Here is a 14,515-nt window from a genome sequence, read left to right as displayed (position 1 = left end):
AAGGATTGAGTCATGCAACGCCACATGGCGTTTCATAACGACATCGCCGTGCACGACACCCTTTGGGTGCCCTCCAACCAACAGGAGAACACTTGTGAAACACAGAGTCATTGGAATTGAAATAAGCCCAGAAAGTGCGGAAGAACGCAGCGTTAAGCCAACCGGGCCGGGCAAGCGGATGAGCGGGCAACCCATCCCAGTGAAGGTGACTGCCGAGGCCGAGGGAGTGTTGGTCATCGAAACGCGCGAAGGTGCCGAAGAGACTTATCGTCTGTGCCCGAACCGCACCATGTATCTGCACGTCAGCCAGCTCCACCTGTCCAATGACGTGAATCCATTCCACTTCGGTGACGACGACCCCGGTTTGGCACTGGAGACATCACTGTTCGTGCGCGGCACGGCCACACTGGAGGACAGCTCGATTTCAGTGATGGGTGACCCCGGCAACAAGGCGCGCACGCTGGCCATCGACTTCTATGCGCTGGACGACGATGTGTGGCGCAAGCATAAAGAGTTCGCGCGGATTCTGGGCAAGGCGCCGCACTACACGGTGGAGATTCCGGAGACGGCCTACGGCAATATCACCCTGCTCAACTTCGAGCAGACGCAGACAGATTCGTCACCCGAGGCGGCGCCTTAGCGCTATGCATCCCACGCACCGATTCCTGGGCCTGCTACGGAATAGCGGGGCCGGTGCACTGCGGGTTCCATCAATACGCTTCGAGATGTGGATTGAAGCCGATGTTGACCACAAAGCGGCATGCCTCGACCAGCTCCGTGAAAGCGATGCGATATTTCGTCTTGGCTGGGGTCTGGGAAAGGATCACCTTTTAGACGGTGTGTGCCTCGCCCAATGTCACGGCTGCAATCCGTCAGCGCACGCGCATTCCTGCGGGCCTCAGACGAATATGTCGATATCCGACAGAACTGCCTTGATTTTTTGGCTCATATTGCCAACTTTTTGGCATTCAACACTCGGGCGCCCCCGGAGTAACTGAACAATGAGCCGAGGGGCGTGACAGAATGTATCTTGTCCGATGCGCTTTGTTGAGCTTCTCCTTCAATAGTTAGAAAAGAGAGAAGCAAGACATGATGATTCGTGCACTGTTGGCCATCGTGACGGCCTTCGTTGGCCAACATGGCTGTCGTCGATCAACGTCAGATGTGTCGATATTTTTTTAGATATGGATTGGTAACGGTGGCGCAGAAATTACTGCCCCTATTTCTAATAAACATGGAGCGTATATGCGCGGATTTCTCTCGGCACTGGTACTTGGCATTTCAATGTTCACGGGTGGAGCGCAAGCCGCACTTGTGGTCGGAAACACGTACCAGGATTCGAACCACCTCAGTTGGACCTATGTCGGCGATTACAACGTCGGGGCAGGACCCGCTTGGGAAACGGACCCTGCAGACTACAGCGCCTTGCAAGCCGCGGCAATCGTCTTCGGAACTGCCGCAGCCGGATACGAGTATGCGATTTCAACGCTTGACACCATCGTCAATCACCTCGCCTGGTACGACGGGTATGGAAATGGCTCCCATTTGCCCTTGACCAACTCCTATGGCGGCGGTGTCGCATTGGCCGAAGGTTTTTTTAGCGATGTGGGGGCTCGCGGCTACAACACGTGGGGCGATTTTTCCGCTTATGTTGGCTCAGACCGGGCCGAGGTGGGGGGTGGTGCCTTTAACCATGTCTTCATCACAGCCGCAGCAAACCATGTGCCCGAGCCGGGCTCGCTTGCATTGCTTGGATTGGGTCTCGTCGCAATTGCTGTCATGCGCAGGCGAAAGGTGTAATTGAGCTTCGCGGGTAACATCAAACGGGCATGCTTGGCATGACTATCGGAGGTGTTCTGATGCAGCAGTTAAACCTGAGCAAGGCTTTTACTCTGATAGAGCCAGGGCCGGTGGTCCTCGTGACGACCCGCGATGGAAAAAAAGACAACATCATGACCATCTCCTGGACCATGGTGATGGATTTCACTCCGGTATTTGCCATCACCACGGGTGAATGGAATCACTCCTTCGCGGCGTTGCGGAAAAATCGGGAATGTGTCATTGCAATTCCCACCGTCGACCTGCTGGATAAGGTGGTCGGCATAGGGACGTGCTCTGGGGCAGATACAGACAAGTTTTCCAAGTTCAAACTCACACCCGTGCAGGCCAAACTCGTCAGGCCGCCTTTGATTCAGGAGTGCCTCGCCAACATGGAGTGCAAGGTCATCGACATCGTTAAAAAGCACAATATTGTTGTGTTGGAGGCGGTTGCCGCATACATCGACACCACACGCAAGGAGAAGCGCACGGTTCACGCTGTTGGTGACGGAACGTTTATTGTCGACGGGCGCAGGATTGACCGGAAGAAGATGATGGCCTCCAAACTCCCTTGGGGCATTTAGAGCGCTCATTGTCCAGCCCATCGGCTCAAGTCGACCAGCAAAGCCCGCTTTGGGCGCAAACCCAACCCCCACTCCTGGCCTATCTATCCCCCGGATCTCTTGCTCGCCGGGAACTGCGGCGGCACGCGGGGCGTCAGGCCGAACAGGCTCTGCGCGTTGCTGCCAACGCCGTGCAGCAGCACGGCGGCCACGGCTCAATCGTTCTGGCACTTGCCGGATGCTCTCAAAAGGAGAGCAACAAGTATAGACCCATCATTGGCTCCACGGTGTTTTGTTCAAGATTTAATTCCGTGAACGGCGAATGGTGCGAATGAATCCATCGCCAGCACGCAGCGGCTTGCCTTGTCGCCGCCGCCGGATCAAACTCGCACCGGGATCCGCAGCAGCATCATCCCACCCCATCCTGCGCCAACGGGATTTGGAGAAGCTCATGCAAGCCGAATCTTTCGATGCTATCGTCATCGGTGCCGGGCAGGCGGGAGTCGCTGGCGCCTTGCGTCTTCATCAACGTGGGCGGGCGGGCCGCCGGGCCAGATCTGGCCGGCGTCAATGATGTCCCGCATCTGGACAATGCGTCCTTCATGGAGTTGACCGAGGTGCCAGATCATATGGTCATCGTCGGCGGCAGCTCCATCGGTATTGAATTTGCGCAAATGATGCGGCGCTTTGACGCCTAAGCCGCTGGGCGCGGCCTGTGCCGAGCCCAGCGGCTTAGGCGTCAAAGCGCGCAGCTTCGGAAGCCCGCAAAGATGTCATTGCGATCCGGCGTGAAGAAATTGCGGTAGCGCGGGTGTTTCATGCGCGCATGGGTGGCGAACGATGCGCCGCGCAACACCTTGTGGGTGCCAAACCAGGGCGCCGAATAGTCGCGGTACGGATGGGGCTGAAAACCCGGGTAGGGTTTGAACGGCGAGGACGTCCACTCCCACACCTGGCCCCAGTCCAGCAAACCCGTGGACAGGACGGCATGCTCCCACTCCCACTCGGTGGGCAGGCGCCGGCCCGCCCACCGGCACCACGCTTGCGCCTCATGCCAGCTGAGATTCGAGGCCGGCAGGTCGGACTTAAGCGAGCGCATCTCGCCAAACGCGCTGCGCATCCAGCGCCCGTTCTGCGTTTGAACATACCGCGGGCAGCTCTGCTGGTGCTGTATGCGCCAGGCCCATCCCGCGTCGGACCAGTACCGTTGCTGGTCATAGCCTGTGTCTTCGACAAAAGCCATGAACTGCGCGTTGGTGACGGGGGAGCGGTCAATTTCAAACGCACCCAGCGAGACCTCATGGGCTGCCAGCTCATTGTCGAAGGCAAAACCTGCGCCTGTCCATCCAGTCTCATGGATGCCGGCGGGCACGGCGATCACGCCTGTAGCGCCCGGCATCGCTTCGGCAACGCCATCCATCGCAAAACCGAGGCTCTGCGCCATGTACACCGCAGCCTCGTTGTGCATGTCTTCATGAAACAGCGCCAGGCGAAAGAAGTACAACGCCTCGTCGGTATCGGCCGTGTGGGCCAGCAACGCGAGCGTGGCGGCGAGTGTCTTGTCGAGGTAGTCCAGGGACACCTGCACCGCCGGCAAAGGCAGCGACCAGCGGGACGCATGGGGCACGTTGCTGGAGTCGTAGAGCCGGTCGGCATCGTGGAGCACGGACGACGCGCGTTCCGCTGCGGGGTCGCATGCCGTACCGCGCCCGCGTTGCGGGTTGCGCGCCAGCCACCACTCCTGAAACCAGCCGATGTGGCCCAACTCCCACAGCGGCGGATTGAGCTCGCAGCGGTAAGGTACGCGTGGATTGGCCTCTCCCAGCGCGCGCCGAGACGTCTGAAAGTGCTGCAAGGTGTGGGCGCGGGCGTCCGCGAGTGCGCCAGCCAGCGCCGTGCGATCGGCACGCCGGGCCTGCGTCGCGATGGTGAAACCGTGGTCGTTCAAGGATAGGGGTCCGTTGAGGCTATAAACGAGCCATGCGCAAGCCATCGATTTGCATCATCAGCCCGGCTCTGGCATCGGCCAACAACGGCAACTGGCAAACGGCGCGGCGCTGGTCACGCATGCTGGCCGGTCATTATCGTACGGAAATCCTGCAGGCATGGCAGGGCGAGCCCTTTGACGTGATGCTGGCCCTGCACGCCCGCCGCTCGGCGGACTCGGTGGCGCGCTGGCACGCAAGGCACCCGCACAAGCCGCTGGCCGTGGTGCTGACCGGGACCGATTTGTACCGCGATATCCAGGCCGATGCCCAGGCCCAGCGCTCCATCGCGCTGGCCCATCGGCTGGTGGTGTTGCAGGAGCTGGGCGCGCGCAGCCTGCCGCCGCCGCTGCGCGACAAGTGCAGCGTCATCTTCCAGTCGGCGACGCACCGGCAGCCGCTGGACAAACCGATCGGCCACTTGCGCGCCCTGATGGTCGGGCACCTGCGTGAGGAAAAGGCGCCGGCCACGTACTTTGCTGCCGTGCGGCGCCTGGCCGGCAGGCCAGACATTCTGCTCGACCACATTGGTGCACCGCTGGACCCCGTCCTTGGAACATTGGCGAGCCAGCTGCAACGCGAGTGTCCCAACTACCGCTGGCTCGGCGCCATGGGCCATGAGGCGACGCGCCGGCGCATCCAGCGCGCCCATGTGCTGGTGCATCCAAGCCGCATCGAAGGCGGGGCGCATGTGATCATGGAGGCGGTGATGAGCGGCACCCCGGTGCTGGCCTCGCGCATTGACGGCAATGTGGGCATGCTCGGGGCCGATTACGCGGGCTATTTCGACTGCGGGGACGCCTCGCAGCTCGCGCAGCGGCTGCTCGCCTGCCGCGAAGGGCAATTGGCACCCGATGCCCTGTTGGGCCGCTTGCAGGCACAATCTTCCCTGCGCTCGCACCTGTTCGAGCCCGCGGCCGAAAAAGCGGCCCTGATGCGCCTGATAAACGATTTCCCGGAGATCCGATGAACACCACCACACCACTTTCATTTCCAGTGCCAACGCAACCTCGCCTGACCTCGCTGTCGCACGGCGGCGGCTGCGGCTGCAAGATTGCACCCGGTGTGCTGTCCGACATCCTCAAGGGCACCAGCGCCATGCCGCTGCCGCCGGAGCTGATGGTGGGCATCGAGACCGCCGACGACGCCGCCGTCTACCGGCTCAACGACGAGCAGGCGCTGATCGCCACCACCGACTTTTTCATGCCCATCGTGGACGACCCCTTCGACTTTGGCCGCATTGCCGCGACCAACGCCATCTCCGACGTCTATGCCATGGGCGGCCGGCCCATCATGGCGCTGGCGCTGGTGGGCATGCCCATCAATGTGCTGTCCACCGAAACCATCGGCCGCATTCTGGAGGGTGGCCAGTCGGTCTGCCGTGCGGCCGGCATTCCGATTGCCGGCGGCCACACCATCGACTCGGTGGAGCCGATCTACGGCCTGGTCGCGCTGGGCCTGGTGCATCCGAAGCGCGTCAAGCGCAATGCCGATGCTAGAGAGGGCGATCGCCTGATCCTGGGCAAGCCGCTGGGCGTGGGCGTGCTGTCGGCCGCGCTCAAGAAGGACCGGCTCGATGCGGCCGGCTATGCCCGGATGATCGCCTGCACCACCCAGCTCAACACACCGGGGCCGGAACTGGCCGCGCTGGACGGCGTGCACGCGCTGACCGACGTGACCGGCTTCGGCCTGGCCGGCCACGTGCTGGAGATGGCGCGCGGCGCCGGTTGCCGGATAGGCATCGACTGGGCCCGCGTGCCCTTGCTCGGGGGCGTGCGCGAACTGGCGGAAGATGGCGTTGTCACCGGCGCGTCGGCCCGCAACTGGGCGGCCTACGGCGCGGAGGTCCGGTTGCCTGCTGGCTTTACGGCGACCGATCAGGCCCTGCTGAGTGATCCACAGACCAGTGGCGGACTGCTGGTGTCCTGTGCGCCACAGGCCGTGTCCCAGGTGCTGGCGGTGTTCAGGCGGCATGGGTTCGAGGCCGCCGCCGAGATCGGGGAAGTCCTGCCCGCAGCGGACGCGGCGCAGGCGCGGCTGCTGCTGCGCTGAATCAACAGGGCTTGTAGCGCGGCACCGACAGCCATGGCTGCATCGTTTCGGCAATTGCAGGTTGCTCCAAAAATGAGAGCGAAATGCATAGACTCATCAATGACTTCAGAGTGTTTTTCTTAACATCTCCTCAATGGGCAGCGGGCAATGCAAATCCTATCTATTGGCTGATTGTCACAGTGATTCGTTGATCTCACTCGAACAGGCGCCCGTAGCCAGGCGAGGCCGGGTTCTGCCCCGCCAGCTTCATAACGTCCCAAAACCCCGCCGGTGAGCTCGATGTGGCCGGCAGCCCCAGCCTGGCCTCCAGCGGTCCGATGACGTCCAGCGTCAACAGTCCCCCGCAGGAGATGAAGACGCCGTCGGCCGAGGGGTCCTGCCGGTAGACCGATTCCGACAGGTCGAGCAGGGTTTGCGGCGTCACCGCGTGCACCTCTTTCACGCCGGTCAGCGACAGGCCCTGGATCGCCGTGACCTCGAAGCCGGCATGGGTCAGGTAGTCCACCAGACGATCGTTCAACTCGTCGATGTAGGAAGTCGCCACTGCCACCCGGTGAATCGAGAGCGCGTGCAGCGCCGCAACGATAGCGTGGCTCATCGTGGTGCAGGGCAGGCCCGTGGTCTCCTGCATCGCGGCGCGCAAATCCTCGGTGAACGCGGCTCCGCGGTAAAAGCTGATGGACGTGCCCATCAACGAGATCGCTTGAGCACCGGCATCGCGCAGTTCGCGCGCCCGGTCGAGCACGGTGTCGATGACAGGGTTGAAGCCGGCTGGCGAGACGGCGCCGATGCCGAGGCCACGCGCCAGAAAACGCACACGCGAGCCATACAGCAGCGCCGCATCGGGCGGTACCTCACCGGCGGGGGGAACGATCAGACCGATCACCGGGAGTGGAGATGTATTCATGGACATGACTCCTTTTTGCACTTGGCCAGTCTTATTGCGCCGCGATTTTCTGATCCCTGATGATGCCGCCCCACGTCGCCGATTCACGGCGCAGGTCGGCAGCCAGCGGGCCGGCCGCCATGTACGCTGGCACGGCACCTTGCACGGCAGCAGCTTTGACCAGTTCGGGGCTGGCCAGCACGGTGCGCACGGCTTCGCTCAGCCGCTCGATCACCGGCGCGGGCGTACCGGCCGGCGCCAGCAGGAATACGCGCGGCGCCACATTGAAGCCGGGCAGAACCTCCGACAGCGACGGGATGTCCTCGGCTCCGGCGAGTTTCACCGGACTCATCAGCGCCAGTGCGTGCAGCGTTCCGGCCTTGGCGTGGGCGAGGCCAGCCGTGACGCTAACCACTCCTATGGGGACTTGGCCACTCATGACGTCGGGCACGATCTGGGCCGCGCCGCGGTAGGGAACGTGCACGACAAAGGCACCGATTTCGCCCTTGAACATTTCGAAGCCAAGATGCTGGACGGTTCCGACGCCCGAAGTGGCGAACGAATATTTTCCGGGGTTGGCCTTGAGCAGCGCCACAAACTGCCTGGGTGTTTTGGCGGGGAAATCGTTGCCGGTCACGATCATGAGCGGCATGTTGAACAGGGACGCCACCGGTGCGAAGCTCTTGAGTGGATCGAACGTCATGTGCGAATGCAGGTACGGGTCGATCAGCAGCCCGCTCTCACCCAGCAGCAAGGTGTAGCCGTCGGGCGCGGCCTTGGCCACGACATCACCGGCAATCATGCCGGATGCACCCGCGCGATTTTCAACCACCACCTGCTGGCCCAGCAGGGCCGACAGGCGCGGCGCCAGCAAGCGCGCTGTTGTGTCCACGCCGCCGCCGGCTGAATAACCCACGAGCAGCCGGATCGGTTTGGTTGGGTAGGACTGGGCCTGCGCGCCGGCGCAGGCCAGGCCCAGCAAAGCGGCCAGCAGCAGGCTGCGGCGGCGAATCGCGTTGTACGTCAATTTCACTCCATGTCTCCGGTTGGTTTAATTCTTGGAACTCGATGCCGGCAGGCGCTCTCGCGCGTCAGGCCTTGCCCACACCACGCGAGAGCGGCCGCCTGGCGAGTTCCGCAATACGCTCACGGTTCGGCGTGAAGCCCAGGCCCGGCAGCTCGGGCAGGCTCAGAACACCGTTCTGCGGCTCGGGCAGCCCGTCATACACCAGCTTGCAGCATTCGACCGCAACCGAGTGGTATTCCACCAGCGAGCCGTTGGCCAACCCCGCGTGCAGATGCATGTTGTGGTGCGGCCAGGCTCCGCCGTTGGCGAACTGGGTGTTGAAGGCGGCCGCCATGCCGGCGATGCGTGCGCACTGCGTGAAGCCGCCGCTGATGCAGGCATTCGGTTGCACCACATCCACCGCCTGCGCTACCAGCAGGTCCCGGAAGCGGCTGGCGAGGCCCTCGTTCTGGCCTGCCGCCAGCGGGATCGAGGTCTTGGCGCGCAGCCGGGCCAGATTCGGGATATCGTTTTGCGCGACGGGCTCTTCAAAGAAGGTGATGCCGCAGGGTTCGATACGCTGCGCCAGCGAGAGCGCGTGGAAATAGTCGAGGCTGCAGTTGGCGTCGATGAAGATCTGCACCTCCGGACCGACGGCTTCGCGCACAGCCCGGATGCGCTGCACGTCCTCGGCGATCACGTCGGCCAGCGGCCGGGGCTCGTCGCGCCGCTGCAGGCCGTGGTGGCCCACCGTCATCTTCAGGCGCTTGAAGCCGCGCTCCACCCAGCTTTGGGCGGCGGCGGCGAGTTCGTCGCGTTCAAAAAATGCAAAGCCGAACGTCGCATAGACCGGCACCTGCGAACGCGCGCCTCCCAGCAGGCGCCAGCAGGGCTCGCCCAGGGCCTTGCCCTTGAGGTCCCACAGCGCGAGATCGATCGCCGCCATCGCGTGGCTGGCGTAGCCGGACTGCCCGCGCGGCGTCAGCAGCCAGTAAAGCCTGTCCCAGATCTGCTCGTGCCGCAGCGGGTCCGCGCCGAGCAGCGCGTGCGCCGCAATGTCGTTGACAATGGTGCCGATCGCCTCCTCTTCGGTGATCGCGGTCATGCCAGTGCCGGTCAGGCCGGTATCGGTTTCGATATCCACCAGGCACAGCGACAGCGAGGTGGTCTTGGTCCGGCCCGAGATGCTGACCGAGACCGGCAGATTCAGGGGCGTTGCGTGGACGCGGGTAATTTTCATGGTGCTTGTCAGGGCCCGTGCCGGGCGTTGTCACTGGAGTTGCGAGTGTAGGAAGCAGGCCCGCTCCCGGCAACAACGCAGACTGAAAGCTGCTTTCGTTCCACGCGAAGGCTCGCTGTGGAAAAAGGCACCGATGGAATCAGCGCGGGGGCGTCTGCAACAACGCCTGGATCAGCGAATGCGCCGCCGCCGACGGCTTGACGCCTTCGCGAGTGACGAGGCGATGCGTGCGCACGGCCCATGGATCACTCAATGCCACCGCCGCAATGGGCAGATGGGCCAACTGGGGCGCCACCGCCTGCAGCGGCAGCACACCCAGGCCCAGCCCGCCCGACACCATACGGCAGACCGCGTCGAAACTGCGCATTTGCATCCGAATCTTGATGGTCTGGCCGATCTGGGCTGCGGCCGACATCAGCCGGCTCGAGATCGCGTTACCGTCCATCAGGCAAATGAAGTCTTCGTCCAGCAACTCATGCAGCGCGGCCTGCTGCATTTGGGCCAGTCGATGCGCACGCGGAACGATCAGCACCAACTGATCGGAGAACATGTCTCGAAACTGCAGGCCCTGCAGCGGGTGGGCGATGTCTACGATCCCCAGATCGGCACGCCCGTCCAGCAAGGCCAGCGGAATCTCGGGGCTGCTGCGCTCTTCCAGATCGATCCGGATCAGCGGATGGCGGCGCATGAAGCACGCCAGCCGCTCGGGCAGGATTTCGAGGATCGAAGAAGCATTGGCGAGCACTCGGATATGGCCCTGCAGCCCCAGGCTGTAGTCGCGCAGGTCCACGGTCAAGCGGTCGGCACCGGCCAGCAGTTCGCGGCCGCGCTGGACCAGCATGTGCCCGGTGGGCGTGACCGTCACACCGCGCGACGAACGCTCGAAGATGCGTGTGCCCAGCGTGGCTTCCAGCGCAGAAATCCGCGCACTGGCCGCGCCCAGCGCCAGATTCACCCGGTGGCTGCCAGCGCTGATGGAGCCGCCATCGGCAACGGCGACGATGACGCGCAATGTGAGCAGATCGATGGGTTCGTTCATGACAAGTGGGAGCGGGCCGCCAGCCCACAAGGCCGCGAAGGCGTTGATTCCGGTGATCCGATTCTACGAACAGGCGTACCCGTCGCAGCTTGAGGCCGTTGCGTGGCCGCACACGTTGCCGGCACTGCGAGCAGGATTAGGATATGGGAGCCGGCTTCGCGAAAGGAACCATCGTATGAGCAAACCATGGAGATACGGCTTCATGTGTGCCGCGGCGCTGCTGCTCACGTCGGCCGCAAATATCGCCCAGGCAGCCATGGACTCGTCCTCGACCGCATGCAAGGACGCGTGGGCGACCTACAACGATTTCAAGTCGCGCACAGCGATGGAGCCGTCCCAGTACCCGCTCACGATCCAGGGCGCAGCGGTGCGGGCGGCGTGCGGCAGGAATGCACTGCCGGCGCCCCCCAACGCCGACCGGCCGCCGCGTCACCACATTCGCCGGCATCATGTGCCGCTGCGATCGTCCGCCGCATCGGTTGCGCCAGCGCTCCATTCCGGGTCCGGGGCCCGCGAAAACTGACCTGCACCGCAAGGCCGGCAGGTCGCAGGCGATCAGGGTCTGACGACCGTCCCTGTGGCCGCCCCCGCAACACCCTGCACGAGTTCGATGCGCCGGCGCAACCGCTCGGCCTCGGGCCGGTCACCGCCCTGCTCCGCACGCTCGGCCTGCACCAGCAGCCAGGCCAGCAAGGGCCGCCGCCAGCCTTGGGCGGAGGCCGTATCCACCGCGAGCACCATCAGCGCCGGACTGGCCCGCCCGCTCTCGAACAGCACACCGGCGGCCACTAGCTTCGACAGCGGATCAGTGATGCTGCTGACCGCGGCCGCATCGGGGTGGGCCGCAGCCGCGGCGCGCTGCTGCGCGGGCAGCAAGGCCACGTCTTGCGGCTGCACGCGCGCGGCCAGGTAGTCGGCGTAGGCGCGCTCGGCCGCAGGTGCATCCTGGCGCAGTTTTTCGAAGCCGGCACAGGGCTCGAACACCAGGCTGGCGACCCGGCTGGCGCAGCGCAGCAGCTCGGCTCGGGCCATCAGGTCGGGGCGGCCCGTGCGCGCAATCTCGCTGCGCGCGTTCGCAAATTCCAGGGCCTCGACGCGCGTGTCGCCCGACAGGTAGGCCGCGATGGAGCGCTGCATCGAATCCTGCGCGTTCATTTGCCAATCGGGCGCCTTGGGGCCGCTGGCGCACGCGCCCAGCAGCAGCGCGACGACCGCCATCAGCGCCCGGCCACCTGCCAGTGCGGACCTCTTCATGGCAGCTTCAACTCCGTGTCGCGCGCAAACGGCCACTTGCGGTTGATCTCGTTGACCAGACCCTCCACCTTGCGCAGGTTGGTTTCGACCTCGGCACGCAGGGCGCCGAGGTCGGTCGTGGCATCGCGTGCATTGGCGCCGACGGCCTGCGCCTCCACCAGCACGGCGTCCACTTTCTTCAGGCTGGTGCGCGCCTCGCCCAGCAGGGCATTGAGCTGCACGATGGTGGCACGCGTTTCGGGCATCACGCCCTTGTCGCCAAACACCTGGGTGTCGGTCTTCGCCGCCAGGCCGTCCAGCCGGGCCAGCAGCGCGTTGGTGCGATCCAGCGTGGACAGCAGTTTCTGGGTATTCGCGTCGTTGCCCAGCAGCACGCCCAGCGCTCCGTTGGGGCCGTTGAGTTTCCCGGTCAGGGTCTGCACGCTGGCCAGGCTGGCGCCGAGCGGCGCGTCCTTCGCGGTCAGGGCGCCCAGGTTGTCGAGCAATTCTTTCGCCGACGCCACCAGGCGTGGAATTTCCGCGTTGGTGTCGCCGCGCAGCACCGTGCGCTCTGCGCCATCGGGCAGCGGCGGGTCGGTCAACATGCCGCTGTAGGCGCGAATGTTGGTGCCGCCCACCAGGTTACGCACCAGCGTGAACACACTGGATTGGCGCAGCCAGTGGGCATCCGTGCGCGGCACGTCGATGAGGATGCGGGCATTGCCGTCGGCGGCCAGCTCGATGCGGCGCACGCGCCCGATCGGAAAGCCCGAGAACGTGAGGTCCATGCCCACCGCCACGCCCTCGGAATCATCGGCGATCAGCACCAGCCGCTGCGTCGGCTCGAACGCGCCGCGCGCATACAGCACATACGCCGCCGAGCCGCACACCAGCAGCAGCATGAGCAGCAGCAGCAGCGCCGCCTTGAGTTCGAGGTGCGCGACCTGGGGCGGCGGCGGGACAGCGGGCTGCGGTGGTTGGGGCTCTGACGGGTCGCTCATGGGTCGGTTGGGAATCAGTGGAGGTCAATAGTAGTTGCCCACGAGCGACGCCACTTCGACCAGCAGGATCACCGCGAACATGCGCACCAGCCCCCGCAGCTCGGCGCTCGCGCGTGAGCTGCTGTCAGCCTTGTCATACAGGCCCGAGGCCATGGGAATCAGGGAAACGGCCAGGCTGAAAAACAGCGTTTTCAGCACAAAAATCAGCGCCACGGCGGGGCTGAACACCTGGCCGAACAGGCGCGTGTAGCCCGGCAGCCCCGACGCGACAAAACCATACACCGCCAGATACGCCAGCGCCAGCGCCACCACGCAGCTCAGCGCCGCCAGCGTCACGGTCGAGAACATCCCCGCCAACACACGCGGCAGCACCTCGCGGCACAGCGGGTCAACGCCGCCCTGGCGCAGCGCCTCCAGCTCGCCACGGCGGCGCATCTGCGAGAGTTCGGCGCCGCTCGGCAGGGTGCAGCGCAGCGCCACGAAGAGCGCCGCCGTGAGCGGAATCAGTTCCAGCACCAGCACGCGGATCACCAACTGCAACGCATACTGCGATAAACCATAGCTCAGGGCCGTGACCACCACGATGCGCGTCAGCACCAGGCTGACCAGCGCGCACAGCACCGTGAAGCCGCCGAGAATGGGCGCCGTATCGATGTAGATGCGGCGGGCCAGCACGAGACGATTCTCGCCGCTGTAGCTCGACGGCGACAGCGCCAACACCAGCAGCAGCGCGCCAAAGTGCACGATGTGCCACCAGCCGGCCAGCCAGCGCAGCACGGCACGGCCCATGTCTTGCACTGCCCTTTGCCATGAAACGACGGAAACCATGCGGACATGATAGTGTGTCCGCCCCGGCCAGAACCCAAACCCCTGACACCGCCGCGCCGGCCCGCCATCAATGGGTGGATGTATCAAATGGCGATGACCAGCCCCGGATCGAACGAGGCGTTTTCCGTCACCCCGTCACGCGCATAGCCGCGCGGATTGCAGAGCACGCGGGTGTTGCCCACCGCGTAGTCGTAGCTGTCGTGCAGGTGGCCGTGGATCCACAGCGGCGGATTCCAGCGGCGCAGCTGCGGCTCAATGTCGGAGACGAAGCAGGCGTTCAGGGGCGAGCCTTCGTATTTGGGATTGATGCTGCCGATGGATGGCGCATGGTGCGAGACCACCACCGTGGTTCCATCGAACGGCTCGGCAAACTTCTTGTCCAGCCACGCCACCGATTCATCAAAGACCTGGCGTGACAGCTCGGGCGTGAACAGTGCGGCGCCATCGTCGTCGAGCCGGACCCGGCTGAAATCGCGGATCATCTGGCTCGCCATCGCCATGGACGCGGCACGCTCGGCCTCGGTGGCCTGCAAGCGAAAATCCGTCCACAGGGTGCAGCCCAGAAAGCGCACGCCGCCCAGGCGCAGTTCGTCGCGCTCGAGCACGTGCACCTGGCTGCCACGCGCAAGCTCACGCAGGGTTGAGAGCGTGCCAGACAGACTGCCGCCGTAGTACTCGTGGTTGCCGGGAACATAGATCACCGGGACGGTGAACTGTTTGGCCCACGCCATGGCCTGCTGCGGCCGGGCCACGTCGCCCGCCAGAATCACCACATCGCATGCAACCTGGGGCACGGGCATGCCGGCCACGGTCAGGTGCAGATCAGAAAGAATTGCAAGTCGCATGATTGCCTCGGGTCAACAT

General features: G+C 64.3%; 16 protein-coding genes. 7 read left to right on the top strand and 9 right to left on the bottom strand.

Annotation, left to right across the window (positions count from 1 at the left end; all coding sequences use genetic code 11):
• The first annotated feature begins 94 nt into the window (after window positions 1-94).
• The 4 genes from EUB48_RS07160 (at window position 95) to EUB48_RS07145 (ending at window position 3,079) form a co-directional block, all read left to right on the top strand.
• Window positions 95-640, top strand: coding sequence for a hypothetical protein (locus EUB48_RS07160; protein ID WP_142818255.1), 546 nt, complete (start codon window positions 95-97; stop codon window positions 638-640).
• A gap of 605 nt (window positions 641-1,245) precedes the next feature.
• Window positions 1,246-1,800, top strand: coding sequence for a PEP-CTERM sorting domain-containing protein (locus tag EUB48_RS07155; RefSeq protein ID WP_142818254.1), 555 nt, complete (start codon window positions 1,246-1,248; stop codon window positions 1,798-1,800).
• 59 nt (window positions 1,801-1,859) lie between these two features.
• Window positions 1,860-2,402, top strand: coding sequence for a flavin reductase family protein (locus tag EUB48_RS07150; protein ID WP_142818253.1), 543 nt, complete (start codon window positions 1,860-1,862; stop codon window positions 2,400-2,402).
• Between the two features lie 449 nt (window positions 2,403-2,851).
• Window positions 2,852-3,079: an FAD-dependent oxidoreductase gene (locus EUB48_RS07145; protein WP_142818252.1), complete on the top strand. Its 228-nt coding sequence runs from the start codon at window positions 2,852-2,854 to the stop codon at window positions 3,077-3,079.
• Between the two features lie 41 nt (window positions 3,080-3,120).
• On the opposite strand, the gene senA is transcribed toward EUB48_RS07145, so the two are convergent.
• Window positions 3,121-4,329 carry a selenoneine synthase SenA gene (gene senA / locus EUB48_RS07140; RefSeq protein WP_244618356.1) on the bottom strand — a complete coding sequence of 403 codons (1,209 nt, stop codon included), beginning with the start codon at window positions 4,327-4,329 and terminating at the stop codon, window positions 3,121-3,123.
• 32 nt (window positions 4,330-4,361) lie between these two features.
• Between senA and senB the strand changes: the two genes are divergently transcribed.
• The gene (gene senB / locus EUB48_RS07135; RefSeq protein WP_142818250.1) at window positions 4,362-5,336 is read left to right on the top strand and encodes a selenoneine biosynthesis selenosugar synthase SenB; all 975 of its coding nucleotides are present in this window, start codon (window positions 4,362-4,364) and stop codon (window positions 5,334-5,336) included.
• Complete coding sequence (gene selD, locus EUB48_RS07130; RefSeq protein WP_142818249.1) at window positions 5,333-6,418, top strand: selenide, water dikinase SelD; 1,086 nt, start codon at window positions 5,333-5,335, stop codon at window positions 6,416-6,418. The genes senB and selD overlap by 4 nt, the downstream gene beginning before the upstream one ends.
• 193 nt (window positions 6,419-6,611) lie before the next feature.
• Here the strand turns inward: selD and EUB48_RS07125 are convergent, their stop codons facing one another.
• The 4 genes from EUB48_RS07125 to EUB48_RS07110 form a co-directional block, all read right to left on the bottom strand.
• Window positions 6,612-7,325, bottom strand: coding sequence for an arylmalonate decarboxylase (locus tag EUB48_RS07125; protein WP_142818248.1), 714 nt, complete (start codon window positions 7,323-7,325; stop codon window positions 6,612-6,614).
• Window positions 7,326-7,356: 31 nt separating this feature from the next.
• The gene (locus EUB48_RS07120; RefSeq protein WP_142818247.1) at window positions 7,357-8,337 is read right to left on the bottom strand and encodes a Bug family tripartite tricarboxylate transporter substrate binding protein; all 981 of its coding nucleotides are present in this window, start codon (window positions 8,335-8,337) and stop codon (window positions 7,357-7,359) included.
• Window positions 8,338-8,395: 58 nt separating this feature from the next.
• Window positions 8,396-9,550: a mandelate racemase/muconate lactonizing enzyme family protein gene (locus tag EUB48_RS07115; RefSeq protein WP_142818246.1), complete on the bottom strand. Its 1,155-nt coding sequence runs from the start codon at window positions 9,548-9,550 to the stop codon at window positions 8,396-8,398.
• A gap of 139 nt (window positions 9,551-9,689) precedes the next feature.
• Complete coding sequence (locus EUB48_RS07110; protein ID WP_142818245.1) at window positions 9,690-10,589, bottom strand: LysR substrate-binding domain-containing protein; 900 nt, start codon at window positions 10,587-10,589, stop codon at window positions 9,690-9,692.
• A gap of 175 nt (window positions 10,590-10,764) precedes the next feature.
• Between EUB48_RS07110 and EUB48_RS07105 the strand changes: the two genes are divergently transcribed.
• Entirely contained in the window at window positions 10,765-11,112 is a 348-nt protein-coding gene (locus EUB48_RS07105) for a hypothetical protein (protein ID WP_142818244.1), read from the top strand.
• A 32-nt stretch (window positions 11,113-11,144) separates the two neighbouring features.
• Here the strand turns inward: EUB48_RS07105 and EUB48_RS07100 are convergent, their stop codons facing one another.
• The 4 genes from EUB48_RS07100 to EUB48_RS07085 form a co-directional block, all read right to left on the bottom strand.
• Entirely contained in the window at window positions 11,145-11,843 is a 699-nt protein-coding gene (locus tag EUB48_RS07100) for a hypothetical protein (protein ID WP_142818243.1), read from the bottom strand.
• Complete coding sequence (locus EUB48_RS07095) at window positions 11,840-12,823, bottom strand: MlaD family protein (RefSeq protein ID WP_142818242.1); 984 nt, start codon at window positions 12,821-12,823, stop codon at window positions 11,840-11,842. The genes EUB48_RS07100 and EUB48_RS07095 overlap by 4 nt, the downstream gene beginning before the upstream one ends.
• A 24-nt stretch (window positions 12,824-12,847) precedes the next feature.
• The gene (locus EUB48_RS07090; protein ID WP_142818241.1) at window positions 12,848-13,651 is read right to left on the bottom strand and encodes an MlaE family ABC transporter permease; all 804 of its coding nucleotides are present in this window, start codon (window positions 13,649-13,651) and stop codon (window positions 12,848-12,850) included.
• An 83-nt stretch (window positions 13,652-13,734) separates the two neighbouring features.
• Window positions 13,735-14,496, bottom strand: coding sequence for a metallophosphoesterase family protein (locus EUB48_RS07085; protein ID WP_142818240.1), 762 nt, complete (start codon window positions 14,494-14,496; stop codon window positions 13,735-13,737).
• Window positions 14,497-14,515 lie beyond the last annotated feature (19 nt).

Origin of the sequence: Rhodoferax sediminis (assembly GCF_006970865.1) — a bacterium.
Taxonomy (GTDB): Bacteria; Pseudomonadota; Gammaproteobacteria; order Burkholderiales; family Burkholderiaceae_C; genus Rhodoferax_A; species Rhodoferax_A sediminis.
This window is presented reverse-complemented; position numbering and strand designations above follow the sequence as displayed.